Origin of the sequence: Campylobacter sp. RM16704 (genome assembly GCF_000816245.1) — a bacterium.
Classification (GTDB): Bacteria; Campylobacterota; Campylobacteria; order Campylobacterales; family Campylobacteraceae; genus Campylobacter_D.
Window position 1 is genome coordinate 90,286 of record NZ_CP007769.1, and the last position, 23,383, is coordinate 113,668.

Consider the following 23,383-nt stretch of genomic DNA (forward strand, 5'->3'; position numbering starts at 1 on the left):
TAATTATGATGAGATCTCTTTGGGCTGGAGTTTCAGGACTTCAGGCACATCAATATGCAATGGATGTAGAAGGTAACAACATAGCCAATGTTAATACATTTGGTTTTAAGTATTCTCGTGCAGATTTTTCTACGCTTATGAGTCAAACTTCAAAGATAGCTACTTCTCCAGATGGGGATTTAGGTGGTAAAAATCCTATGCAAGTTGGACTTGGTGCAGGTATAAGTTCTACTACTAGAATTCACTCACAAGGTAATATCCAAACCACAGATAAAAACACAGACTTAGCTATAAATGGAGATGGTTTTTTCATCGTATCAAATGATGGTGGTACTACTCAATTTTTCACTCGCTCAGGAGACTTTAAAACTGATGCGGTAGGAAATTTTGTAGATAATAACGGCTACACCGTTCAAGGATGGAATTATAATCAAGAAACAGGTCAGATTGATTCTTCTAAATCAGTAGAAGATATAGTCATCCCACCTGGTATGAGTATGCCAGCTAAACCAAGTACTATAGTAAAACTTGCAGCAAACCTTGATAGTGGTAATACTTTAGGCACAAATGCATCAGCTAAGCGTCCTATATATGCATTAGATTCTAAGCATGGTCAAAGACTCGATACAGGAACAGCTATAGATGAAAACGATAGAGGTCATACTGAATTTTATACGACTTCAAAAAGTGGAGCCCAAGTAACTGAAAAAGGTGTAGATATGGGCGTAGTGTTTAACGCTAAGGGCGAGGGCTTAAATTTAAGAGATGGTCAAGGTATTTGGGTAAGCTATAAAGAAGCAAAACATACTTCAAATATCACTATGTATCAAGACTTGCCTACAGAACAAGCTCAAATGCAAGATAATACCCAATATACTTTTTGGGGTTTTAAAGATACAAATGGAACCCAATACCCTGCTACTTTAGATATTACTATAAATGGGACTCACATTACAGCAACTGGTGTAGGTAGGGAAACATTTTTAAATGCTATCAATGCCAAGACAGCAGAAACTGGTGTAGTAGCTTCTATAGTAAATGGTAAGATGACTTTTACTAATGATAATAGCACAGGGACTACAGCTAAAACTAAAAATATAAATATAACTGTAAATACAGCAACTACAGCTGGAGCTCAAGTTACAACAAGAAATACTGGAGCTAACACAGGACCTGTTAATACTCCACCACTTTTAGTTCAAGATGGAACAGCTGATAGAGTATGGCTTGGAACGAATAATGGAGCAACTACAGGTATAGCTAAAACTAATGTCCAAGTTATTACAGCACATGAGTATATTTATAGTTCAAGCAATGTAGATATAGGAGTTGATCCTAATCCTCAAGCAAATACAGCTGCTAATGCTCATATGCCAAGTGCTACAGGACAAAGAACTTTCCATACTACTGAAGATTTAAGAGAATTAATGCAAAGAGATGCTAGATTTGCAGTAGATTATGATGGAGATGGACAAATAGAAAATTATAATACAGGTGGTGTTACAAACGGACAAGATGTTAATATAGGTGTAGAAGTTGTAGTAGAAAGAGATGGTAGATTTAAAATCACTAATCCTAATTTAAATAGTGATTCTAAAGATATGACTTTTAAAATTACAGGTTATTCTAATGAAGCTAATAAAATAGCTACGAATGATAAATTTACAAATATCTTTAGCGCTTTAGATGGAAATTTCAATGCAGGAAATGATGAAAAATATTCTCAAGATATGTATTTATCAGCTCATACTGCAAGTATAGAAATTTTTGACTCATTAGGAACTAGACACGAAATAACCGTGCAATTTACCAAAGAAACTAAAACAGCAGATGGCGGTGCTGAATGGTCTATCATCATTTCAGTTCCTGAACCTGCTGAGATTAATTTTAGTGGAAATGGAGCACCTGGTAATATAGTAATAGGAAATTTAAAATTTGGTAATGATGGATCACTTCAAAGCTATACACCAAATGTGATTAATTTCACAGGAAATAACGGCTCAAAACCTAATCAAGTAGTAAAACTTGACTTTGGGACAACTGGAGCTTTTGATGGTCTAACAAGCTATGATAAAGACTCAGCCACCACTAAACAAGAAACAGATGGTTACACTGGGGGTAATCTAAAGCCAGATGCATTAAGAACTGATGAAAATGGTTATATTTATGGAGAATTTACTAATGGTAAAACTCTAGCCTTGGCTAAGGTTGCTTTAGCGTCTTTCCCAAATAATATGGGCCTTGAAGAAATAGGAAATAACCTTTTCAAAACGACAGCAAATTCAGGAACTCCTACTATAGGACATGCTGGAGAAGGCGGTAGAGGTGGTTTGAAATCTTCTGCGATAGAAATGTCAAATGTGGATTTGAGTCGCTCATTAACTCAACTTATCGTTATACAAAGAGGATATCAAGCAAGCTCTAAAACTATCACCACAAGTGATCAGCTTTTAAATACCTTGCTTCAATTAAAACAATAATCTTAACCCAAGGTTTTAAAGCCTTGGGATCAAGCTTTACAAGGTTATCAAGGTAACCTTGTAATACTTGATAACCTTGAAGCCTTCAATCTATTGCTAACTCACTTCTTTTGCCTAGGAAGTGAGTAGCATAGTTTCATATTGACGAAAGAAAATGAAAATTTATAAACTTGGATTTTTAAAATTTATCATTAATGGTTCTAGCCATTTGGTGATTTCAAATACTTCTAGTTTGTTGTTTTTAAATTCTAAGAGTTTTTTATAATTTTGAGTATTGTCAAAAATAGTGATGTGATTACAAAATTTTGCAATGATGTTAAAATTTTTTAAAGACTCGTGGTATCTTTTTTCTATGAGTTCTTCTTTTATATCGTGTCCGCCCTTAGCCACACGAATCTTAACTCTTTGCTTTGCTGTATTTGGAGAATCTAATCCTATGTAGTAAAGATTTATAGTGTAAGAATTTTTTTGTAATTTTTTGAATAAAGATAAAATGCTAGTGCCACAAAGTGTAGTTTCTTGGTTAAAATCATAAGCTTTTTTGATATAGTTTTCACGCATTTTAATGGCTATCCTTGAAGCTCTAAATTGATCTTCTTGATTTTTCCAATCGCCAAAGCTACTTACGATTTCATCGATGTTGATTCTAAGTCCAAAGTCTTTGTTTTTTTCAAGTTCATTATAATACAAGGTAGTTTTTCCAGATCCATTAACTCCTGCAAAAATAGTAGCTATTTTTTTCATTAATAAAGCCTTTGTTGAATGATGTGAAATTTTAACATAAATTGTTTATAAGTGTTTTGAAAATAAATATAAAGTTTTTTGAAAAAGGTTCGATATAGTCAGTGAATCTTTTCAAAAATATTGCTTAATTAAGTGCGAGAAATCGCACTTAACTTTCTTTTTATTTTTTCGAATTTTCTTTTATTGATTAAACTAAGATAAGAAATCAAAGCTAAAAAGGTGCAAATTCCTAAAATAACTGATAAAAGTATAGGTGTGTTTGCATTTAAAAGACTTACTAAAAATGCCATAAATCCAGCCATAGCAAATTGAGCTGCACCTAAAAGAGCTGAAGCACTACCTGCGTTTTGTTTTGATCTTGCCATTGCTAAAGTAGTGGTATTTGGCAAGATAAAACCTAAGCTTGCAATGATAAAAAATAAAGGAAGTTCAAAAGCTAAAAATCCAAATTCAAAAGTGGCTCCTAAAATTAGCAAAAATGCTAAAAAAGCTACACTGATGAAAGCCCTAGGTAATATATAATAAGGCGAATATTTACGGACTAATCTTGCATTGATATTTGCAAAAACTACAAAACCTAAAGCATTAACACCAAAAAGCACAGCGTATTGTTGCTCATTAAGCTCAAAAATACGAGTAAAAACAAAAGATGAACCTGTTAAATAAGCAAAAAATCCTGCAAATATTAAATTTCCACAGAATAAATACACTACAAAACGGCGGTCTTTTAAAATATTTTTATAGCTTTTTAAAACTTCTTGGTGATTGAATTTTTTTCCTTGTGTATTGTGGTTACTTTCTTTTAAAACAAAAATTACAAGCAAAAATAAAATAAAACCCAAAATAAAAAGAGTAAGAAAAATGCTACGCCAAGAAAAAAATTCAAGCAAAATTCCACCAAAAGTAGGTGAGAGCATAGGAGCTAGTGAAGTAAAAACCATCATCAAAGCATAAATTCCTGCTGCTTCTTTAAGCTCAAAAATATCATTTACTATAGCTCTTGCTACAACTACACCCACGCAACCTCCTAAAGCTTCAAAAAAACGCAAGGCTATAAAAGCATGAATGGAATCAACCAAAACACAGGCTACACTAGAAGAAACAAAAATAAAAATTCCAATATATAAAGGTTTTTTTCTACCATAAACATCACTTAATGGTCCGTAAAAAAGCTGTCCTAAAGAAAAAGCTATAAAAAAACTTGCAAGGGAAAGCTGAGTGTAAAAAGAATTAGTTTGAAAACTTTTTTCAACTTCATTTAAAGCAGGTAAATACATATCAGTAGAAAGTGGTGCAATAGATGATAAAAAAGCTAGTATAATAATGAGTTTTAATTTTTCAAAACCTTTAATTTGTGTGCGTTTTTGCATAAAAATTTCCTAAAATATTTTTATCATTGTAAGCAAAAGAATTTAAAATAAGCATTAATTTACATTTTTTAAAGGCAAATAAGATAAAATTAAACTAAAAATAATCAAGGAAAAGTTATGAATATGCCTTTTAGTGATGAAGAATTAATCGAGCCTGTAAAGGCAAGTTTAGCTAAAACTATGCATATTTTAGAAAAAGATGGCGGTGGGCTTGATTTTTTAGGGATTAAAAACGGGATTGTTTATGTAAAATTAACTGGAGCTTGCCATGGTTGTCCAGCAAGTGGAACAACTTTAAAATATGGTTTAGAAAAGCAGCTTAAAATCGATATACATCCAGATATTACCATAGTAAATTTAGCAGATGGGGAAAGCGAATTTGCAAAATTATAAAAAAATAGCTATAGAATGTTTTTATAACAAAGATTTTAAAAATGCTAAAATGTATTTTTCTTTAGCATATCAAAAACGTAAAAATAAAAGATTATTAACTTTTATAAATATTTGTGATTTGGCATTAAAAAGTCCTGAAGAAGCTTTTGTTTTTTTTGAATTTTTTATGCAAAATTATAAGAATTATAAAGTAGATAGTGATTTAGAAAAACTAATCAATCTAAGTCAAAGTGTGAAATTTGATGAAGAAAGTGAAGATTTTGATGGTTTAAGTTATCAAGATTTTTTGCTTAGTGAAGAAAAAGTTGGGTTTAAACAAGCCTTAGAAAATGTTATAATATCTAATAAACTTATTATAAACGATAAAGAAGATTTTGTGGATTTTTTAGAAAAGCTTTTAGAGCATGGTTATAAAGATATGCTAGTTGCTTATATGGAAGATGTGTCAGCACATTTTTATTCAAATTATAGATTTATCAAGCTTAGCGAGAAAATCAAGGAATTAAAATATGATAGTAAAGATTAAAAATACTTTCATTTGTGATAATTCTAATGAATGCGAAGAAGATTGTTTTTTCTTAAAAACTTCTCAAAATGAAAAATTTCTTAATCATGCTTTAGAGAAAAAAGCAAAAATCATTAATGTTGATGAGTGCAAAAAACTTTTAAATATAAATGAAAATATTAAGATTGTCGGTATTACGGGGACCAATGGTAAAACAACTACAGCTGGAGCGATTTATTCTATCTTGCTTGATTTAGGTTATAAATGTGCTTTGATGGGAACTAGGGGTAGTTATATCAACGATAAAAAGATTATTCCAAAAGGCTTAACTACAGCTGCGATTTTACAAACTTTAGAGTTTTTATCTTTAGCAAGTAAGGAAAAATGTGAATTTTTGATTATGGAAGTAAGCTCGCATGCTTTGGTTCAAAATCGCATAGAAGGACTTAAGTTTAAAGCTAAAATTTTTACCAATATCACTCAAGATCACTTAGATTTTCATCAAAATTTCGAAAATTACCAAGCCGCAAAAGAAAGTTTTTTTACTGATGAGTGTATGAAATTTATCAACAAAGATGCAAAAGCTATAAAATTTAATGTAAAAGGTGCTTTTACTTATGGGGTGGAAAATCCAAGTTATTATCATATAAAAGCTTATGCTTTAAAAAATGGCATAGAAGCTGTGGTAAATTTTGGTAAAGAAAGTTTTATGATTGAATCTTCTTTGGTAGGACTTTTTAATCTTTATAATCTTTTAGCAGCTAGTGCTTGTGTAAATGAGCTTGTTAGACCAAATTTAAAAGAACTTGAAAAGGCTATTAGTAATTTTGGTGGTATTGAAGGTAGAATGCAAGTGGTTGCAAAAGATGTGATTGTGGATTTTGCTCATACACCAGATGGTATAGAAAAGGTTTTAGACGCTTTGAAATATCGTGATTTGATTGTAGTTTTTGGAGCAGGAGGCAATAGGGATAAAACCAAGCGTCCTTTAATGGCAAAAATTGCAAAACACTATGCAAAAAAGCTTATTATCACAAGTGATAATCCACGCTTTGAAGAGCCAATGGATATTATAAATGATATTTTAAGTGGCATAGAAAAAGATGAAAATGTTTTTGTAGAATGTGATAGAAAAGAAGCTATAAAAAAGGCTTTGAGTTTAAAGACAAAAGATGAGTTTGTAGTTATTTTGGGTAAGGGTGATGAAGATTATCAAGAAATTAAGGGTGTAAAGTATCCTTTCAATGATAAAGAAGTGGTATTAGAGATATTAAAAGAAGGAAAATAAATGTTTGAAAATGTGGATTTTTCTAAAATGGGTGAGCTTTTAACCAAGGCTCAAGAAAAAGCAAATGAGTTAGAACAAGAAGCTTTAAAGAAAGAATTTAGTGCAAAAAGTGGCGGTGGTTTAGTAAAGGTTAGTGCTAATGGAAAAGGCGAAATTATCGATATAAATATTGATGAATCTTTGCTTGAAGATAAAGAATCTATGCAAATTTTGTTAATATCAGCAATCAATGATGTGCTTAAAATGGTAGAGCAAAATAGAAAATCAATGGCTAGTAATTTATTTAGCGGAATGGGAATGTTATGAGAATTTTACTTTGTATGGTAGCAATAGTAGGAATATTATTTGCTATTCCAAGACCTACTTTTAATGATTTTTTGGGTTGTTATGAAAAAAATAAAGCTAGTATGCTAATCTATGAAGGTTTGCCTGCTTTTGTTTTAAATGAAAATACTTTAGCTGTAGTAAAAACCAAAAATGGAAAATTAAATAGTTATACTAAATATGATCCGTTTTTGAATTTGTATTTAGTCAAAACAGACTTTAGTTTAATCCCTGCACCAATGGGAGATGAAGAAGAACTAACACGCAATAGCTGGGTAGGAATTTTAGATAATAATAAAAGCTATATAGGGCATTTAAAATACTTTGGACAAAATTTAAAAGAACGCGATCAACTCGATTTTACTTCTAAAATTGGTGAATTAAACTCGCCTTGTTGTAAAATGCTTGGTATAACCTTAGAAGATGGAAAGCTTATAGGAAATCGCTACTTAAAACATTTTGCAAAATATCCTGATGTATATTGGGGTGATATAGGAATAGACTTTGATATGCGTGATGGTAAAATTTATGTAAAAAATGTGCGTAAAAATGGACAATTTTTGATAAATGATGAGCTAGTAAGTGTGGATGGACAAGCTTATGATGATATAAGAAAATTAAATGAGAAAATTTTATTTGCCGATCGTGGAGCAACTTTATACTTTAATGTGTTAAGAGATAATAAAGATGTAAATATTTCTACTATAGTTTTTGATAAAGATTTGGGTATATTTGCTAAACCTAAAAAGGTTGTTCCGGTTAAACCAACTTCTTTTTATAGTAATTTGGGCTTACGCGTTGATACAAAAATGAATGTTATAGAGGTAATTTCAAATTCAAAAGCACAAATGGCAGGATTTATGAAAGGTGATAAAATTTTAAGAATCAATAATCAAAAAATCAACAATTTTAATGACCTTCAAAATATTTTAGCACAAGCTGATACTTTTGATATTTTGGTTTCAAGACAAGCAAGTAATATCCCTTCTGCTAAAAATAATGATTTTGAACATTTTAATAGAGGATATTTTGATTTTTTCATAAGGCTTAATAAGTGATTTTAGAAAAATTTAAACAATATCTAGAGCAAAATTTTCCTAAAACACAAAGCTTTCATCCTTTTTTTAATGAAGCTTTAAAATGGATGTTGCAAGCAGGTGGAAAGCATTTTAGGGCACAACTTCTTTTAGGTATAGTTAATGCTAAAAATCCTGCTTTGTTTGATAAGGCTTTAGATGCAGCTTTAGCTTTAGAATTTATTCATACTTATTCTTTGATACACGATGATTTGCCTGCTATGGATAATGCATCTTTGCGTAGAGGTAGGCAAACTCTACATAAAAAATATGATGAAACAACTGCCATTTTAGTAGGAGATGCTTTAAATACACAAGCTTTTTTACTACTTTCAAAACTTGATTTAAAAGAGAGCATTAGATTAAAACTTATAGAAACTTTAGCTTTTAATGCTGGAATTAACGGAATGATTATAGGTCAGGCTATTGATTGCTATTTTGAAGATAAACCATTAAATTTAGAACAAGTTGAGTTTTTGCATATCCATAAAACTGCAAGATTGATTGCGGCTAGTTTAAAAATGGGTTGTGAAATTTGTGAGCTTGGCGAAAAAGAGTGCGAACAAATTTATGAAATAGGGCTTTTGATAGGATTGATTTTTCAAATTAAAGATGATATTATCGATGCGACTTTAGACACCAAAGATGCAGGTAAGCCAACTCATAATGATACACACAAAAACTCATTTGTAAAACTTTTAGGTTTAGAAGGTGCTAAAAAGGCAAAAAATGATAAAATCACTTTATGTGAAGAAAAAATGAGAAATTTAGACTCTAAGCTTACTAATGAACTTGGAATTTTGATTAATAAATATTTAAAAGGTTAAACAATGCTACAAAAACAAGCCAATACAATAAGGTTTTTATGTGCTGATATGATACAAAAAGCAAATTCAGGTCATCCAGGTGCACCTATGGGTTTGGCTGATATTATCAGTGTTTTAAGTAATCATTTGGTACATAACCCAAAAGATCCAACTTGGTTAAACCGCGATAGATTAGTTTTTTCAGGCGGTCATGCTAGTGCATTAGTTTATAGTTTTTTGCATTTGAGTGGATATGATGTGAGTTTAGATGATTTAAAAAATTTTCGCCAATTGCATTCTAAAACCCCAGGTCATCCTGAAATTTCTACCCCAGGTGTTGAGATAGCTACAGGACCTTTAGGACAAGGTATAGCAAATGCGGTAGGTTTTGCTATGGCAGCTAAAAAAGCAAGTTTGCTTTTGGGTGAAGATATTATTAATCATAGAGTGTATTGTTTATGTGGCGATGGAGATTTACAAGAGGGAATTTCTTATGAGGCTTGTTCTTTAGCAGGGCTTCATAAGCTTAATAATTTAATCATTATTTATGATAGTAATAATATTTCTATTGAAGGTGATGTGGCTATTGCATTTAATGAAAATATAAAAGAGCGTTTTAGAGCTCAAGGTTTTGAAGTGCTTGAGATAGATGGTCATAATTTTGAGCAAATTGATTTAGCACTTAAAACAGCAAAAGAAAGCAAAAAGCCGTGTTTGATTATTGCACATACTAAAATAGCCAAAGGAGCTTTAGAACTTGAAGGGAGTCATCACTCCCATGGTGCACCTTTAGGCGAAGAGCTTATAAAAAGAGCAAAAGCAGCTTTAGGTTTTGATCCACAAGAAACCTTTGAAATTCCAGAAGATGTAAAAATTCTTTTTGGCGTTGCTAATGAACTTGGAGACTTGGAGCAAGCTAAATGGCAGGATAAAGTAAATAAACTTGAACCATCAAAACAAGCTTTATTAAAAGAACTTTTAGAGCCTGATTTTACTAAGATTGAATTTCCTGATTTTAAAGGAAAAGATTTAGCTACTAGGGATAGTAATGGTATGATTTTAAATGCTATAGCTAAAGCTTTGCCAGGATTTTTAGGTGGTAGTGCGGATTTAGGTCCATCAAACAAAACCGAGCTTAAAGATATGGGTGATTTTCCAAATGGAAAAAATATTCACTATGGTATAAGAGAGCATGCAATGGCTGCTATATCTAATGCTTTTGCAAGATATGGTTTGTTTATGCCTTTTTGTGCTACATTTTTTATATTTAGTGAGTATTTAAAACCTGCTGCAAGGATAGCAGCTTTGATGAAAATTAAACATTTTTTCATTTTTACACATGATAGTATAGGCGTAGGAGAAGATGGGCCAACACACCAACCTATAGAGCAATTAAGCACTTTTAGAGCAATGCCAAATTCATTAACATTTAGGCCTGCTGATGGTGTTGAAAATGTAAAAGCGTGGCAAATAGCTCTTAAAAATGATATGCCTAGTGTTTTTGTATTATCTCGTCAAAAACTGAATGCTTTAAATGAGCCTGTTTTTGGAGATGTTGAAAATGGAGCTTATTTATTAGAAGAAAATTCAAACGCACAATTTACACTTTTAGCAAGTGGTAGTGAAGTGATGTTGTGTTTAAAAACAGCTAGGCTTTTAAAAGGAAAAGGAATTGTTTGCAATGTAGTTTCTATGCCTTGTTATGAATTATTTATCAAACAAGAAAAAACATATAAAGAAAGAATTTTACAAGGCAAAGTTGTAGGTGTAGAAGCTGCAAATTCAAATGAACTTTATAGAATTTGTGATGAGTTTTATGGTATAGAAAGTTTTGGTGAGAGTGGTAAAGATAAAGATGTATTTGAGCATTTTGGATTTAGTGAGGAAAAATTAAGCTCGTATGTTTTAAGTTTATATGATGAAAAATAAAATTATCAAAGATATTAAAAATCAAGAATGCATTTTTAATATCTTTGGAATTTGGGACAAAACAAGTGTAGTAAATGTAAAAAAACTAGATTTACCACAACAAAAAAGTATTATTTTTGATTTTACTAATTTAGATTTTATAGATAGTGCTGGGGTGCAGTATTTTTTAGCTTTGGAAAATAACTTAAAACAAAAGGGTTGTGAAGTCAATAAAATAAATCTTCAAAGCCAATATTTAACTTTATTTGAACTTTGTCAAAAACACTATAAAGCATATGATGAAACTCAAAAACATAAAAGCAGTCTAAAAGATTTTTTTGAAAATTTAGGAAGAAAAGTCGTAAATTCTTTTGAAATTTTAGTTCAGTTTTTAAATTTTATAGGTTTGATTCTTTATACTTGTTTTAAAACATTGATAAATTTAAAAAAATTACGCTTTAAAGCTTTTTTATATCATGTAGAAAGTAGTGCTATTAACGCTTTACCAATTATTATGCTAACTTCTTTATTGGTAGGTGTAGTTTTGGCTTATCAAGCTGCTTATCAACTTTCTCAATTTGGTGCTAATATATATATTGTTGATTTAATGGGGATTGCTGCTACAAGGGAGTTGGCACCTTTAATAGCTGCTATTGTTATTGCAGGAAGAAGTGCAAGTTCATACACAGCTCAAATTGGAGTGATGAAGCTTACTGATGAAATAGATGCAATGAAAACCATGGGATTTAAAGAAAGTGAATTTATTATATTACCTAGGGTTTTAGCTTTAACTTTTGCTATGCCTTTGGTTGTTATAGTTGCAGATATTTTAAGTGTAATTGGTGGAGTTGTGGTTGCTTGGGTAAGTTTGGAAATTAGCGTGAGTGAATTTATGAGTCGTTTTAAAGAGGCCGTAGAATTAAAGCATATCATTATAGGTCTTGTAAAAGCTCCGATATTTGGATTTTTGATTGCTTCTATTGCTTGTTTTAGAGGATTTTTCGTGCAAAAAACAACAGAAAGCATAGGTATTTATACGACAAAAAGCGTGGTAAATGCTATATTTTGGGTAATAGCTTTTGATGCTATTTTTTCTGTGTTTTTAACAAAGGCTGGATTTTGATTATACAGGCAAAAAATATTAGCACCTATTTTGGAAGCAAATGCGTACACGAAAACATTAGCTTTCAAATACAAGATAATGAAATATTTGGTATTTTAGGTGGTAGTGGTAGTGGTAAATCTGTACTTTTAAGACAAATGTTAATGCTTGAACATTTTGATAATGGAGAGTATGAAATTTTAGGTAAAAATTTAAAAAATATAAGTGATGAAGATGCTTTATATTTGCAAAAACAATGGGGCGTTGTTTTTCAATATGGAGCATTATTTAGTTTTTTTAATATACTTGAAAATATTAGCATACCATTAGTAGAATATACAAAATTAAAGCAAAATGATATTAAAGAAATAGCAATGATGAAGCTTAAAATGGTAGGACTTGATGAAAGTGTAGCTAAACTTTATCCTAGCGAATTAAGTGGAGGTATGAAAAAAAGAGTTGCTATAGCTAGAGCTTTGGCACTTGATAGTAAATTACTTTTTTTAGATGAACCAACTTCAGGACTTGATCCTTATAGCTCAAGAGAATTTGATGAACTGCTTTTAAATTTAAAACAAAGCTTTAAATTATGTGTCATTTTAGTGACTCATGATAAAGAAAGTATGAAAAATGTTTTAGATAGATTTTTGATAATAGAAAATAAAAAAATAGGTTTTTTAGGAAATGTAAAAGATTTAAAAGAACAAAATAAAAGACTATACGAAAGGTTTATGCAATAATGGAAAATAAAGCAAATTATATATTAATTGGAGTTTTTGTTAGTGTATTATTTTTTATCAGTTTATTTTTTATGGTTTGGTATGGAAATTTAAAAGATGAGAAGACTTTTAAATATTATGAAATTTATATGGAAGAATCAGTTGCAGGACTTAATGTAAAAGCTCCTGTTAAGTTTTTAGGGGTTGATGTAGGTAGTGTTGAGCATATTGGAATTGATAATTCAAGCAATAAACTAAGAGTAAAAATTTTAATTAAACTTGATTCTAGTTTAGTAGTAAAAACTGATACTTATGCAAGTTTACAAACTCAAGGCATAACTGGATTTAAATTTATTCAACTTGCTGGTGGAAGTGAAGAAGCTAGCATTTTAAAAGCCGATAAAAATACATATCCTATTATTAAATTTAAAGAAAGTTTTTTTGCTAATATAGATAAACAAACTAACAATTTTTTCAATTTTATCGCTAGTTCTAAAGAAAGACTTGAATTGCTTTTAAATGATAAAAATTTAAAAAATATCGAACTTACTTTAGAAAATTCTTCTCAATTGTTTTCATATTTAAATAGTCAAGTACCTTTTTTACTAGAAAATTTAAAAAACACATCTTCAAAAATTTCTAAAAGTTCAAATGATTTATCATCGTTTTTAATCCATGCAAATTCAGAATTGACAGAATTAAGCAAAAGTAGAATGCTTTTGAATGATAATCTAGATATATTAAGAATTTTATTTTTGGATTTTTCTCAGTTACTTGAACAAATAAAACAAAATCCATCAAATTTGATTTATAAAGACAAAAAAATTCAATATGCTCCAGGAGAATAAAATGAAAATACTATATTTTATGCTATTTGCTTTATTTTTTAGTGCTTGTTCTTTGATAAGCCCTAGTCAAACTCTACCCGCAAATAAATATTTTGATATAACTTTGGAAAAAAATGTTTTACACAAAGCAAAGCAAAAAGATTTTACTATAATTGTTGCATTACCTAAAGGCTTAGCTTATACTAATGAGATTTTTTATAAAAAAAATAATATAGTTAATTCATATGCTTATCATTTTTGGAAAGAAAACCCTGCATTGATGATAAAAAGTTTTTTAGAATTTCATTTGCAGAATTTAGGACTTTTTAAAGCAGTGTTAAATCAAGATAGTATAGCCAAGGCTGATTATGTTTTGGAAAGTAAAATTGATTTATTGGAGCAGGAATTTAGCAATAATACGCATTCAAAAATAAAATTTGGTATTAATTTAAACCTGATACATATTGATACGAAAAAACTTATAACAAGTCAATATTTTTATTATGAAAAATTACTTAATGATAACAATCCACAGGTTTTAATTCAAGCTTATGATGAAATGTTTAGTTTGTTTGCTAGTGATATGCAATATTGGATAATTAAAAATTTGGAATAAAAAATGCTTTTTTTGTTATAGCAATAACAAGGAAGGTGTAATATGAGAGATGAATTAGAAATTTTACAGAAGCATTTAGGACAAGTAGGTTCTAGTATAGATGGTGCAAATTTAAAACACCAAACACAAAAATTTAGTGAAGATATCACAGATGCTAATGATTTTGTAGGTGCATTGCAGATTTTGGATTCTTCGTTGAAAAAAATTTCAAAGCTCTTAGAAGATAAAAATTACGAAGATGTACAAGATAAAGTATTAATTGCTAGTGAGAGTTTAAAAATAGTAGATAATTGTTCATTTTTAGGCAATGCTTTATTTGATAATAATTATAATGTGAATGTTGGTAATAAAGCTTTTGCTTTTGAAATTTACAACCCTTTAAAAATTTTAGAAACTAGTGATTATGAGGGTGTGAAAGCTTATATAGATGACAAAAGAGAAGAAATTGCAACTATGCTTTCAGAACTTGCAGTGGCTATTGCTACTTATAGTCCTAGTCAAAGTTTTGGTGGATCAAGCTTTGGTTCTGTGAATGATTTTGATTTTACTAAACTTTTTAAATAATACTAAAGGCCAAAAAGCCTTTAGTATAGAAATTACTTAATAACCCCGCAAGCCATTCTAGCACCACCACCTCCAAGTACTGTCGGATGATCGCTGTGGTTATCTCCTCCAAAATGTATCATTAAAGCATGGTTTTTTAATTCATCAAGGGTTTTGATTTTTGGTGCTAATACAGGATTGTTCGCTTTTCCATCTTTTTCTACATAAAGTGGTGGTAAATCACCTTTGTGACCTTTGTCATCCCATGGACTTGAATGTGCATCAGTTTTTTCAGGATCCCAGTGTCCTCCTGCTTTCATACCTAAACCTTTGTCAGTTGCACCACAATCTGCATTTTCATGGATATGAAAACCATGAATTCCGCTTTCTAAGCCTTGGAGATTTGGATAAAATGCTACTCCATAAGGAGTTTGTATTGCTACTACTTCTCCTGCATTTTTGTTGGCATTTTTATCAAGAATCTCCATATTTATAATTAAATACTCATCTTGTGCCTTTGGATCAAAAATTTCTAAGTTTGCTCCAAGTGAAAAACTTGCTACTAGTAACGAGCTTAATATAATTTTCCTCATTTTTTTCCTTTTTAATAAAAATTATCATATTGTAACATATATTATTAATTAGAAATTATTTTTTATTATCATATATAAGATATAATTAATCAAAAAACTTATAAAAAGATATTTATGTTAGTGTTCCCTAAAGACTTAAAAAAAATAAGCAATAATGTTTTATTTACTTCTTTATTTTCATTTTGTTATTATCAAAAAGAAGTAGAAAATAAAAAAAATCAAGAAGTTTTATTTGGTGATTATGCTCTAGTTTTTATTTTGAAAGGTTCTAAAAAGATTTATTCTATAGATAGTCAATTTAGTATAAAAAAAGATGAAATTATATTTTTTTCAAAAAATTCTTTTTCTATAAGAGATTATTTAAACGATGAGAATGTTTATGAATCCATTATTTTGTGTTTTAAAGAAAGCATTTTGGTAGAGCTAATTTTTAAATATAAAGAGATAATTTTTAAATTAGATTCTTTAAAAAATCATAAAAGTCTATTTAGTATAAAAGCAGATTTTATTACTAAAAGTATATTTGAATCTTTTATACCTTATATTAAATTTTCTCATAAAAACAACGAGAATTTATTAAGACTAAAATTTGAAGAATTGTTTTTATCTTTATTATATAGTGAAGACAATATGGAGTTTTTATCTTTTTTAAAAACTATTTTAGGTGGTTTTAAATTAGAGCTTTATAAAATGTTTGCATATTGTGATAATGACTTTGAAAGTGTAGCTTCTATGGCTAAATTTAGTAAAATGGATATAGCTAGTTTTAGTCGTAATTTTAAACAAAGTTTCGGAATTAGCGCTAAAGAATGGCTTGATAATAAACGCTTTGAAAAGGCTAAATTTTTACTTGAATTTTCTACAAAAAATATTACTCAAATTTGTACTGAATTAGGATTTAATTCTCCAGCATGGTTTATAGCAAGATATAAAAAAAGATATGGTATTACTCCAAAGCAAGAACAAAAATCAAAAAACTTATATTTTTTATCTTATAAATGATAGATTTATTTTTTTAAATTTATTACAATTTGTAAAAAAAGAAAGGATAGTTATGAAAAAAAGTATTTTAGCTTTATCAATTTTGGCATTTTGTAGTGCAAATGCTTTAGAAGTTCAAGAATTTAAAGGATTTTCACACCCAGAGAGTGTGTATGTAGATGAAAATGTAGTTTATGTATCTAATGTAGGAAAAGAGTTAGCTCCTTTAAATAAAGATAATGATGGATTTATTTCAAAGTTAGATAAAAACGGCAATATTTTAGAATTAGATTTTATAAAAAATCTTAACGCTCCAAAAGGAATGTCAAGAATAGGAGATATACTCTATGTTGTAGATATTGATGTAGTTTATGGTTTTAATGTAAAAAACAAAAAAGAAGTGTTTAAACTCCCATTAAAAAATGCAGTTTTTTTAAACGATATAGCTGTTTTAAATGATGATGTATTATTGATAAGTGATACGGGAACAGGATATATCCATAAGGTATTTTTAAAAGACAAAAAATATGAAAATTTTATACATTTAGATCCAAAATATGGTGGTCCTAATGGCTTATTATTAGATAAAAACACTTTATTTGTGGCAGGGTATGATCCAAGTGATAAATTAGGTGGTAAAATCATTAGCATTGATTTAGATACAAAGAAAATTCAAGAATTAAGTCAAAAAATAGAGCAGTTTGATGGTATAGTATTTGATAAAAATAAAAATATTTTAGTGTCAAGTTGGGGTAAAGATTTACAAGGGTATATTTATTCTTTAAAAGATGGCAAGGAAACTAAACTTGATTTAGATTCTATAAAAGGTCCTGCAGATATGTTTTTTGATGGAGAACATTTGTGGATTCCAAAAATGGCGGAAAATGCTTTAATAAAAATAAAATTATAAAAACTTTTAAGCCTTTTTAGGCTTAAAAGTCAAATAACTCTCCTAGCCAACTTTCTTTCTTTTTATGTTTATAGCCATTGTTATGATGATAGTTTGGTTGGCTGTAGCTTTGTTGATTGTAACTTTGTTGAGTATTTTGAGTAGAATTTCTTTCTATGATTTTATCAAGTTCACCACGATCAAGCCAAACTCCACGGCATTTTGGGCAATAATCAATTTCAACACCATTTCTTTCGCTCATTATCAAAGCAGTATTTTCACAAACTGGACAATTCATCTTTTTCCTTTATTAAAAATTTTATAAAGTATATAGATTTAAGGTAAATTATGAGTTTAAATTCCAATCAATTATATCTTTATGTAAAGATGATAAAATAGTATTTGTTTTAGAAAAATGTTTGCAACCTAAAAAAGCATTTCTTGCTAATGGAGATGGATGTGCTGCTTCTAAAATATAATGCTTTTGGGTGTCAATTAAGAATTTTTTATTTTTAGCATAATTTCCCCAAAGTAAAAATATCAACCCTTCTTTTTCTTGACTTAGTTTTGAAATAACTGCATCTGTAAAATTTTGCCATCCAAAATGTGTATGTGAGGCTGGTTTATTAGCTTCTACACTTAAGATAGAGTTTAAAAGTAAAACCCCTTGCCTTGCCCATTTACTAAGATCTCCGTGGTTTGCTATAGGTATATTAAGATCTTGTTGCAATTCTTTGTATATGTTAAGTAAAGATGGTGGAATTTTAACTCCCATAGGCACGCTAAAACTAAGTCCCATAGCTTGGTTTGGATTATGATATGGATCTTGACCTAAAATTATAACCTTTAAATTTTTTAAAGGAGTAAGATTAAAAGCGTTAAAAGTTAAATTTGCCGGTGGATATATGATTTTTCTTTCATTTAAAGCATTGATATATTCCATTTTTATATTCAAAAAATAAGGCTGTAAAAACTCATCTTTTAAAAAAAATTTCCAATCATCATTTATTTTAATTTTATCTAAAGTTATTTGCATATTTTCCTTACCAAGAAAGTATAATTTCACTTCCTTTATTTTCTTCACTTATAATTTTTATATGGATATTGTTTTTATCTGCTATTTGTTTAACTAGATTTAAACCTATACCAAAACCTCCTTGATCTTTATTAAAACGTTTATAGCGAATGAAAATTTGTGATATTTCTTTCTGGTTCATTCCTTGACCTTCATCTTTGATGCTTAATGTTTTTTCACTTAATGAAATATATATTTTTTTAAAAGCACTAGTGTATTTTATAGCATTGCTTAATAAGTTGTCAAATAAAATTTGTATTTCTTCTTTATTGGCATAAAAAAATTGCTCTGAAAGGTCTTTTTCTAAAATAAGATTTTTTTGTACAATTAAAATCTCAAAGTATTCTAATCTTTGCTCAATTAATTCTTTTAAATTGATATTTTCTTTAACATTGTTTTTTTGTATAAAAAAGTTTAAAGCTATAAGATTTTGATAGATGTGATTTAAATTTTTACTAGCTAGTTTAATATGATTTAGTTTTTTAATATTGCTTTGACTTAAATTTGTATTATCAAATTTTTTTACACTGGCTAAAATTACACTTAGCGGAGTATTTATTTCATGAGTGGTATCTTTGATAAAATCATTTAAAGCATTAAATTGCTCTTTTATGTTTTTAAATACAAGTAGTATTAATACATAAGCAACAATAGCTAGTAGTGTAATACAAATAAGTGTATAAAAGATAGTTTTTAATTTTAATTTCCATAGTTCATTAGAAAAATCATTGATTTTAGTATTATTATAATTATCTTTACTATATTGTTCTTTTTGAAAACCAAGATCGTTTGTTTCTATGATAATGTGGATATTTTGATGTCTTAAAAATTTAAAATAATGCTTTGGCCTTTTTATATCACTACTATCTATATAGGTATCAAGATTTCGAATCCTTAGAAAATCCATAAATAATTTTTGATTTTTGCTATAGATAAAATTATTTTTTTTAAGTTGATTTAGAATGTCAAAAGCATCAAATGAAAGATTGCTAAAAATAATTTGATTATCCACAATAATAGCAAATGAGGTGTTAAGTTTGTTAGAAATACTGGAAAAATCGATATTTTCTATTGGAATTTGATTGTGTCTTGATTCTATAATATTTTGTAAAATATAATTATGATGGGTATACATATGTGTAAGTTGGTTTAAGCGAATATAACTTGCCTCTTTTTGATAAAAAGTAATAAAAAAAATAGTAAGAAAAAAGCCACTGGTAATGATATAAAGTGCTAAAATTTTGAAAATGGTATTATTAAAATTTACATTCTTCATTTTCTAGCCTAATAGCATAACCTATATTTCTTTGATTTACAATGATATTTTTTCCTAAAATTTTTCTTAAATTTTTTACATAAACCCTAAGACTCATTATAGTTGGTTCTTCATCAAAAGTCCAAATTTCATCAAAAATTTTTTCAAGACTTACAAAGTGTGGGCGCTTTTTTAAAAGTAGGGACAAAAGCTCTTTTTCTTTATTTGTTAAGTCAATAATTTCTTTTTTTTGATAAAGAGTTTTGTTAATGAGATCAAAAGAAATATTTTTTGAGGCATTGAGCAAAATTAAATCTTCTTTTTGATGATTAAAATTTCTTTTGATGATATTTTTAATACGAATGATTAATTCATCTATATCAAATGGTTTTTTAATATAATCATCACAGCCTACCAAAAATCCTTCTTTTACATTATCGAGCATAGAAAGAGAGGTTAAAAAAATAGCTGGAGTATTTTTGGAGCTTTCTCTAAGTTCTTTTAAAACTTCAAATCCATTTCCTTTTGGAACTTTTACATCAAAAATCCATAGATCAAAATTTTCTTCATATGCTTTTTCTAAAGCTTCTTGTGCATCATATACACAAGAAACTTTAAAACCCTCATCTTTTAAGGTGTCGCTGATAATTTCATTTAAACTTAAATCATCTTCTAAAAGTAAAATTTTAGCAGACATATTATCTCATCGGACAATTATATGGCTGTGATTGGAAATGGTAGCCTTTATGATGCATACCTTTAGAGTATCCGTTATGGTGTAGATTAAGTTCTCTTATTTCTTTCCCACTCATTTTATCAGTAATATTTTGCATATTTTGTTGCACGATAATTCTTCTTTGTCTTCTATCTTCTGGATTTAATTTAGAAATGTTTTCTCTTAAATTATTTCTAAATTGATAGTGATATTCTTGTGCATCACTGTATTTCATTTCATTCATTCTCTTTCGCATTTCTACTACTAAATCAGCTTGATCTTGTGCTGTAACAGTTTTTGCAAGATTTAAGATTTCATTATTGCTTTTTTTTGAAAAATCAGCACTTAAAGCTAGAGTAGCAGTCAAAGAACTTACAATAAGTAAACTTATAGTTTTTTTCATTTTTTTCTCCTTTAAATAAATGATAAGGAATTATAAAAACTCAAAATAAAGTAAAAATGAAATTTATTGACATTCAAAAATTACACTAGCTATTAAAGTTTGTTTTTCATGTTTTATAATCGGCAAAACTACACTATCAGCAGCCGCAGTTAAATTTGAACTAAAATATCTTGCATTATTTCCATCAAAGTAAATATTTTTTATTTTACAAGTTTTTGATAATGTTTTAGAATAATGCTGTTCTTTTTCAAAAGCTTTATTTAATGCTAGATCATAAAGAATTTCTTTGTTTTTTTCTAAAGTAGCTTCATCAAAACCAGCTTGCAATGCTTTTGTGTTAAAAGAAATTAAAGTATTAGTTGAGCTAATATTTTCTATATCCTTGATAAGTTGTTCATATTCTTTATTTTTATCATGTGGAATTTGACAAATAAAATCAGAGTATAATTTATATCCACTAAATACTTTTTGTCCTTGATAGTAGCTATAATTTGGTTCCAATGCATAACTTCCGCCTTTACAGAAATTTTCTTTTGCTATACGCTCTGAAAGCTCTTTAAAAGTTTTAGCTATATTACTTTTTTCTTCTTGTGAAATTGTAGTTTTTTTGTTGAGTTCTTCGCTAGCACTAAAATTTAGTGTAGCATTAAAAACATTTGGTGTAATTTCATTAAATACTTCTATATTTCTTGAGAATTCCAACCCCTGTTTTTGATTTTTTAAACCCAAAAATTCAGTGTTAAAAACTACACCTAAGATAAATAAAAATAAACAGAGCAGTCCTAATCCTAAACCCTTCAAAAAACTTTTCATAGTGAGTTCCTTTTAAAATATTTTTTTAATTTTATCACAAAGCTTTTAAGAATTGATTGTATAATTTTTAAAAAACAAAGAAAATTAATGCATAAAATTCATCAAAATATTTTAGATTGGTATAATCAAAATGGCAGGAAAAATTTACCTTGGCGTGTTTTACATGAAGAGTATAAAAAATATGCCAAAAAAGATGATTTAGAAAAGTTAAAAAATATCAATATTGCTTATGCGGTTTATATTAGCGAGGTTATGTTGCAACAAACCCAAGTAAAAAGTGTTTTGCAAAATTATTATTTTCAATTTCTAGGTAAATTTCCTTCTTTAAAAATTCTTGCAAAAGCAAGTGAAGATGAGGTCTTGAAAGCTTGGCAGGGACTTGGATATTATACTAGGGCTAGAAATTTACATAAATGTTCAAAAATTTGTGTTCAAAAATTTGATGCAAAATTACCTTGTGATGTAAAAGAACTTCAAAAGCTTCCTGGCATTGGAGAATATACAGCCAAAGCTATAGCCTGCTTTGGTTTTTTACAGGCTAATGCCTTTGTGGATGCAAATATCAAAAGAGTTTTGAGTAGATTTTATAGTTTGCAAAATCCAAATTATAAACTTTTAATGCAAAAAGCAAAAGAATTTTTAAATTACAATAACGCATTTGATCACAATCAAGCATTATTAGATATAGGAGCTTTGATATGTTTGCCTAAAAATGCAAAGTGTAATCTTTGTCCTTTGGTAAGATATTGTAGCGGTAAAAATGAATATGAAAAATTTAATATTCGAAAAAAAATTCAGTATGAAAATATCGTTTTAAAAATACTTATAGTGCAAAAAAATAACAAATTATTGTTTGTAAAAAGCAAAGAAAAGCTATATTTTAATTTATATAATTTTTTAGAATATAAAAATGAAGAAAACGCGAAATATTTGGGAGAATTTAAACATTCTTATACTAAATATAAAATTACTGCTAAGGTGTATTTTTTAAAAAATGATCATTTTAAAGATGATAAATATAAAGCTTTATCTTATGAACAATTAGAGCATAATGCTTTGTCTAAATTAACACTAAAGGCTTTGGAACTTTTAAAAAAGAGTATTTATGCAATTTGAAAAAATTTATATAGAATTAAGTGATATTTGTGGGTTAAAATGTGATTTTTGTCCTAGCCAAAAAGCTCAACGAAAAATCATGACTCTTGCAAATTTTGAAAGAATTTGTAAAGGCGTACATAATTATGCTAAGCTTTTTACTTTTCATGTATTGGGAGATCCTTTAAAAATTTCAAATTTAAAAGAATATTTAGAAATATCTTTAAAATATAATATGCAAATTGAGCTTACTACAAGTGGATTTTATTTTGATGATGAAAAAATGAATTTAGTTTTAAATTTTAAAAATATACGACAAATAAATATTTCTTTGAGTGCTTTTTTAGCACAAAGTAGAATGAGTTTGAATGAATATTTCAAGCCTATCTTAAAGTTTATTTTTTTACATTTGCAAAAAGAAAATAATTCTTTTGTTAATTTTAGACTTTGGAATTTAGATAAAAATTTCAATTCACCTTTGGAAAATAAAATAATTTATGAATTTTTAGAGCAAATTTTTAAAGTAAAAATTCAAAAACAAAAAGCCAAAAATCGCCTAGCAAGACATATAATTTTACATCAGGCTAAGTTTTTTAAATGGCCATCTTTACAAGATGAAATTATTAGAGAAATGGGGTATTGTCATGCTTTAAATGGACAAATTGCTATTTTAAGTGATGGTAGTTTAGTTCCATGTTGTTTAGATGTTAAAGCAGATATAAAACTTGGAAATTGTTTTGAAAAAGATTTTAATGAGCTTTTAAACTCCTCTTTATATGTAGAATTAAAAGAAGGCTTTAAGCAAGGAATTTTAAAGGCTGAGCTTTGTAAAAGGTGTGAATTTTTAGCTTCAAAATGTTAAA

General features: G+C 28.4%; 26 protein-coding genes. 17 read left to right on the top strand and 9 right to left on the bottom strand.

Annotated features, from left to right (window positions below; genetic code table 11):
• The first annotated feature begins 5 nt into the window (after positions 1-5).
• Positions 6-2,480 carry a flagellar hook protein FlgE gene (flgE, locus tag CAQ16704_RS00530; protein WP_039666414.1) on the top strand — a complete coding sequence of 825 codons (2,475 nt, stop codon included), beginning with the start codon at positions 6-8 and terminating at the stop codon, positions 2,478-2,480.
• A 162-nt stretch (positions 2,481-2,642) separates the two neighbouring features.
• Here flgE and CAQ16704_RS00535 read toward each other — a convergent pair whose 3' ends face one another.
• Together CAQ16704_RS00535 and CAQ16704_RS00540 are read right to left on the bottom strand one after the other, a co-directional pair.
• Positions 2,643-3,224: a zeta toxin family protein gene (locus tag CAQ16704_RS00535; RefSeq protein WP_039666415.1), complete on the bottom strand. Its 582-nt coding sequence runs from the start codon at positions 3,222-3,224 to the stop codon at positions 2,643-2,645.
• Positions 3,225-3,352: 128 nt separating this feature from the next.
• A complete protein-coding gene (locus CAQ16704_RS00540; protein ID WP_039666416.1) occupies positions 3,353-4,594 on the bottom strand; it encodes a multidrug effflux MFS transporter in 1,242 nt (413 codons plus the stop codon).
• A 123-nt stretch (positions 4,595-4,717) separates the two neighbouring features.
• Here CAQ16704_RS00540 and CAQ16704_RS00545 point away from each other — a divergent pair, with 123 nt between their 5' ends.
• The 12 genes from CAQ16704_RS00545 to CAQ16704_RS00600 are packed head-to-tail and all read left to right on the top strand — an operon-like array spanning position 4,718 to position 14,722.
• A complete protein-coding gene (locus CAQ16704_RS00545; protein ID WP_039667660.1) occupies positions 4,718-4,987 on the top strand; it encodes an iron-sulfur cluster biogenesis protein NfuA in 270 nt (89 codons plus the stop codon).
• Positions 4,974-5,513, top strand: coding sequence for a hypothetical protein (locus CAQ16704_RS00550; RefSeq protein ID WP_039666417.1), 540 nt, complete (start codon positions 4,974-4,976; stop codon positions 5,511-5,513). The genes CAQ16704_RS00545 and CAQ16704_RS00550 overlap by 14 nt, the downstream gene beginning before the upstream one ends.
• Complete coding sequence (locus CAQ16704_RS00555; protein ID WP_039666418.1) at positions 5,497-6,780, top strand: UDP-N-acetylmuramoyl-L-alanyl-D-glutamate--2,6-diaminopimelate ligase; 1,284 nt, start codon at positions 5,497-5,499, stop codon at positions 6,778-6,780. The genes CAQ16704_RS00550 and CAQ16704_RS00555 overlap by 17 nt, the downstream gene beginning before the upstream one ends.
• The gene (locus tag CAQ16704_RS00560; RefSeq protein ID WP_039666419.1) at positions 6,781-7,086 is read left to right on the top strand and encodes a YbaB/EbfC family nucleoid-associated protein; all 306 of its coding nucleotides are present in this window, start codon (positions 6,781-6,783) and stop codon (positions 7,084-7,086) included.
• Positions 7,083-8,162 (top strand): DUF7488 domain-containing protein, encoded by a 1,080-nt coding sequence (locus tag CAQ16704_RS00565; RefSeq protein WP_039666420.1) that lies wholly within the window; start codon positions 7,083-7,085, stop codon positions 8,160-8,162. The genes CAQ16704_RS00560 and CAQ16704_RS00565 overlap by 4 nt, the downstream gene beginning before the upstream one ends.
• Positions 8,162-9,007, top strand: coding sequence for a geranyl diphosphate synthase / farnesyl diphosphate synthase (locus tag CAQ16704_RS00570; RefSeq protein ID WP_039667661.1), 846 nt, complete (start codon positions 8,162-8,164; stop codon positions 9,005-9,007). The genes CAQ16704_RS00565 and CAQ16704_RS00570 overlap by 1 nt, the downstream gene beginning before the upstream one ends.
• A 3-nt stretch (positions 9,008-9,010) precedes the next feature.
• Entirely contained in the window at positions 9,011-10,915 is a 1,905-nt protein-coding gene (tkt, locus tag CAQ16704_RS00575; RefSeq protein WP_039666421.1) for a transketolase, read from the top strand.
• Position 10,916: 1 nt separating this feature from the next.
• On the top strand, positions 10,917-12,017 hold the full coding sequence (locus CAQ16704_RS00580) for an ABC transporter permease (RefSeq protein WP_442856715.1): 1,101 nt from the start codon (positions 10,917-10,919) through the stop codon (positions 12,015-12,017).
• Complete coding sequence (locus tag CAQ16704_RS00585) at positions 12,014-12,736, top strand: ABC transporter ATP-binding protein (protein ID WP_039666423.1); 723 nt, start codon at positions 12,014-12,016, stop codon at positions 12,734-12,736. The genes CAQ16704_RS00580 and CAQ16704_RS00585 overlap by 4 nt, the downstream gene beginning before the upstream one ends.
• Positions 12,736-13,563: an MlaD family protein gene (locus CAQ16704_RS00590; protein ID WP_039666424.1), complete on the top strand. Its 828-nt coding sequence runs from the start codon at positions 12,736-12,738 to the stop codon at positions 13,561-13,563. Before CAQ16704_RS00585 ends, CAQ16704_RS00590 begins: the two co-directional genes overlap by 1 nt.
• A gap of 1 nt (position 13,564) precedes the next feature.
• Positions 13,565-14,158, top strand: coding sequence for an ABC-type transport auxiliary lipoprotein family protein (locus tag CAQ16704_RS00595; protein WP_039666425.1), 594 nt, complete (start codon positions 13,565-13,567; stop codon positions 14,156-14,158).
• A 42-nt stretch (positions 14,159-14,200) separates the two neighbouring features.
• Entirely contained in the window at positions 14,201-14,722 is a 522-nt protein-coding gene (locus CAQ16704_RS00600; protein ID WP_039666426.1) for a flagellar FLiS export co-chaperone, read from the top strand.
• 32 nt (positions 14,723-14,754) lie between these two features.
• On the opposite strand, the gene CAQ16704_RS00605 is transcribed toward CAQ16704_RS00600, so the two are convergent.
• On the bottom strand, positions 14,755-15,294 hold the full coding sequence (locus CAQ16704_RS00605; RefSeq protein WP_039666427.1) for a superoxide dismutase (Cu/Zn): 540 nt from the start codon (positions 15,292-15,294) through the stop codon (positions 14,755-14,757).
• 114 nt (positions 15,295-15,408) lie between these two features.
• Between CAQ16704_RS00605 and CAQ16704_RS00610 the strand changes: the two genes are divergently transcribed.
• Both CAQ16704_RS00610 and CAQ16704_RS00615 read left to right on the top strand, forming a co-directional pair.
• Entirely contained in the window at positions 15,409-16,296 is an 888-nt protein-coding gene (locus tag CAQ16704_RS00610; RefSeq protein ID WP_039666428.1) for a helix-turn-helix domain-containing protein, read from the top strand.
• 52 nt (positions 16,297-16,348) lie between these two features.
• A complete protein-coding gene (locus CAQ16704_RS00615; RefSeq protein WP_039667662.1) occupies positions 16,349-17,185 on the top strand; it encodes a hypothetical protein in 837 nt (278 codons plus the stop codon).
• A gap of 22 nt (positions 17,186-17,207) precedes the next feature.
• On the opposite strand, the gene CAQ16704_RS00620 is transcribed toward CAQ16704_RS00615, so the two are convergent.
• The 6 genes from CAQ16704_RS00620 to CAQ16704_RS00645 form a co-directional block, all read right to left on the bottom strand.
• Entirely contained in the window at positions 17,208-17,462 is a 255-nt protein-coding gene (locus CAQ16704_RS00620; RefSeq protein ID WP_039666429.1) for a TFIIB-type zinc ribbon-containing protein, read from the bottom strand.
• A gap of 48 nt (positions 17,463-17,510) precedes the next feature.
• A complete protein-coding gene (gene ung / locus CAQ16704_RS00625) occupies positions 17,511-18,200 on the bottom strand; it encodes a uracil-DNA glycosylase (protein WP_039666430.1) in 690 nt (229 codons plus the stop codon).
• Positions 18,201-18,207: 7 nt separating this feature from the next.
• Complete coding sequence (locus tag CAQ16704_RS00630; RefSeq protein WP_039666431.1) at positions 18,208-19,515, bottom strand: sensor histidine kinase; 1,308 nt, start codon at positions 19,513-19,515, stop codon at positions 18,208-18,210.
• Positions 19,496-20,191 carry a response regulator transcription factor gene (locus CAQ16704_RS00635; protein ID WP_039666432.1) on the bottom strand — a complete coding sequence of 232 codons (696 nt, stop codon included), beginning with the start codon at positions 20,189-20,191 and terminating at the stop codon, positions 19,496-19,498. Before CAQ16704_RS00635 ends, CAQ16704_RS00630 begins: the two co-directional genes overlap by 20 nt.
• Position 20,192: 1 nt before the next feature.
• Positions 20,193-20,612 carry a DUF1104 domain-containing protein gene (locus CAQ16704_RS00640; RefSeq protein ID WP_039666433.1) on the bottom strand — a complete coding sequence of 140 codons (420 nt, stop codon included), beginning with the start codon at positions 20,610-20,612 and terminating at the stop codon, positions 20,193-20,195.
• A gap of 63 nt (positions 20,613-20,675) precedes the next feature.
• Positions 20,676-21,425, bottom strand: coding sequence for an SIMPL domain-containing protein (locus tag CAQ16704_RS00645; RefSeq protein WP_039666434.1), 750 nt, complete (start codon positions 21,423-21,425; stop codon positions 20,676-20,678).
• A gap of 87 nt (positions 21,426-21,512) precedes the next feature.
• Between CAQ16704_RS00645 and mutY the strand changes: the two genes are divergently transcribed.
• Together mutY and CAQ16704_RS00655 are read left to right on the top strand one after the other, a co-directional pair.
• Positions 21,513-22,541, top strand: coding sequence for an A/G-specific adenine glycosylase (mutY, locus tag CAQ16704_RS00650; protein ID WP_039666435.1), 1,029 nt, complete (start codon positions 21,513-21,515; stop codon positions 22,539-22,541).
• Positions 22,531-23,382, top strand: a complete 852-nt coding sequence (locus tag CAQ16704_RS00655; RefSeq protein WP_039666436.1) for a radical SAM/SPASM domain-containing protein — start codon at positions 22,531-22,533, stop codon at positions 23,380-23,382. The genes mutY and CAQ16704_RS00655 overlap by 11 nt, the downstream gene beginning before the upstream one ends.
• Position 23,383 lies beyond the last annotated feature (1 nt).

Excerpts from the sequence above, each read along its gene's own strand:
- CAQ16704_RS00595 (WP_039666425.1), top strand. The coding sequence starts at position 13,565 with ATGAAAATACTATATTTTATGCTATTTGCTTTATTTTTTAGTGCTTGT.
- tkt (WP_039666421.1), top strand. The coding sequence starts at position 9,011 with ATGCTACAAAAACAAGCCAATACAATAAGGTTTTTATGTGCTGATATG.
- CAQ16704_RS00630 (WP_039666431.1), bottom strand. The coding sequence starts at position 19,515 with ATGAAGAATGTAAATTTTAATAATACCATTTTCAAAATTTTAGCACTT.
- CAQ16704_RS00640 (WP_039666433.1), bottom strand. The coding sequence starts at position 20,612 with ATGAAAAAAACTATAAGTTTACTTATTGTAAGTTCTTTGACTGCTACT.
- CAQ16704_RS00620 (WP_039666429.1), bottom strand. The coding sequence starts at position 17,462 with ATGAATTGTCCAGTTTGTGAAAATACTGCTTTGATAATGAGCGAAAGA.
- CAQ16704_RS00635 (WP_039666432.1), bottom strand. The coding sequence starts at position 20,191 with ATGTCTGCTAAAATTTTACTTTTAGAAGATGATTTAAGTTTAAATGAA.
- CAQ16704_RS00565 (WP_039666420.1), top strand. The coding sequence starts at position 7,083 with ATGAGAATTTTACTTTGTATGGTAGCAATAGTAGGAATATTATTTGCT.
- mutY (WP_039666435.1), top strand. The coding sequence starts at position 21,513 with ATGCATAAAATTCATCAAAATATTTTAGATTGGTATAATCAAAATGGC.
- CAQ16704_RS00535 (WP_039666415.1), bottom strand. The coding sequence starts at position 3,224 with ATGAAAAAAATAGCTACTATTTTTGCAGGAGTTAATGGATCTGGAAAA.
- CAQ16704_RS00555 (WP_039666418.1), top strand. The coding sequence starts at position 5,497 with ATGATAGTAAAGATTAAAAATACTTTCATTTGTGATAATTCTAATGAA.
- CAQ16704_RS00615 (WP_039667662.1), top strand. The coding sequence starts at position 16,349 with ATGAAAAAAAGTATTTTAGCTTTATCAATTTTGGCATTTTGTAGTGCA.
- CAQ16704_RS00655 (WP_039666436.1), top strand. The coding sequence starts at position 22,531 with ATGCAATTTGAAAAAATTTATATAGAATTAAGTGATATTTGTGGGTTA.
- CAQ16704_RS00600 (WP_039666426.1), top strand. The coding sequence starts at position 14,201 with ATGAGAGATGAATTAGAAATTTTACAGAAGCATTTAGGACAAGTAGGT.
- CAQ16704_RS00540 (WP_039666416.1), bottom strand. The coding sequence starts at position 4,594 with ATGCAAAAACGCACACAAATTAAAGGTTTTGAAAAATTAAAACTCATT.
- CAQ16704_RS00610 (WP_039666428.1), top strand. The coding sequence starts at position 15,409 with ATGTTAGTGTTCCCTAAAGACTTAAAAAAAATAAGCAATAATGTTTTA.
- flgE (WP_039666414.1), top strand. The coding sequence starts at position 6 with ATGATGAGATCTCTTTGGGCTGGAGTTTCAGGACTTCAGGCACATCAA.
- CAQ16704_RS00605 (WP_039666427.1), bottom strand. The coding sequence starts at position 15,294 with ATGAGGAAAATTATATTAAGCTCGTTACTAGTAGCAAGTTTTTCACTT.
- CAQ16704_RS00545 (WP_039667660.1), top strand. The coding sequence starts at position 4,718 with ATGCCTTTTAGTGATGAAGAATTAATCGAGCCTGTAAAGGCAAGTTTA.
- CAQ16704_RS00560 (WP_039666419.1), top strand. The coding sequence starts at position 6,781 with ATGTTTGAAAATGTGGATTTTTCTAAAATGGGTGAGCTTTTAACCAAG.
- CAQ16704_RS00645 (WP_039666434.1), bottom strand. The coding sequence starts at position 21,425 with ATGAAAAGTTTTTTGAAGGGTTTAGGATTAGGACTGCTCTGTTTATTT.
- CAQ16704_RS00590 (WP_039666424.1), top strand. The coding sequence starts at position 12,736 with ATGGAAAATAAAGCAAATTATATATTAATTGGAGTTTTTGTTAGTGTA.
- ung (WP_039666430.1), bottom strand. The coding sequence starts at position 18,200 with ATGCAAATAACTTTAGATAAAATTAAAATAAATGATGATTGGAAATTT.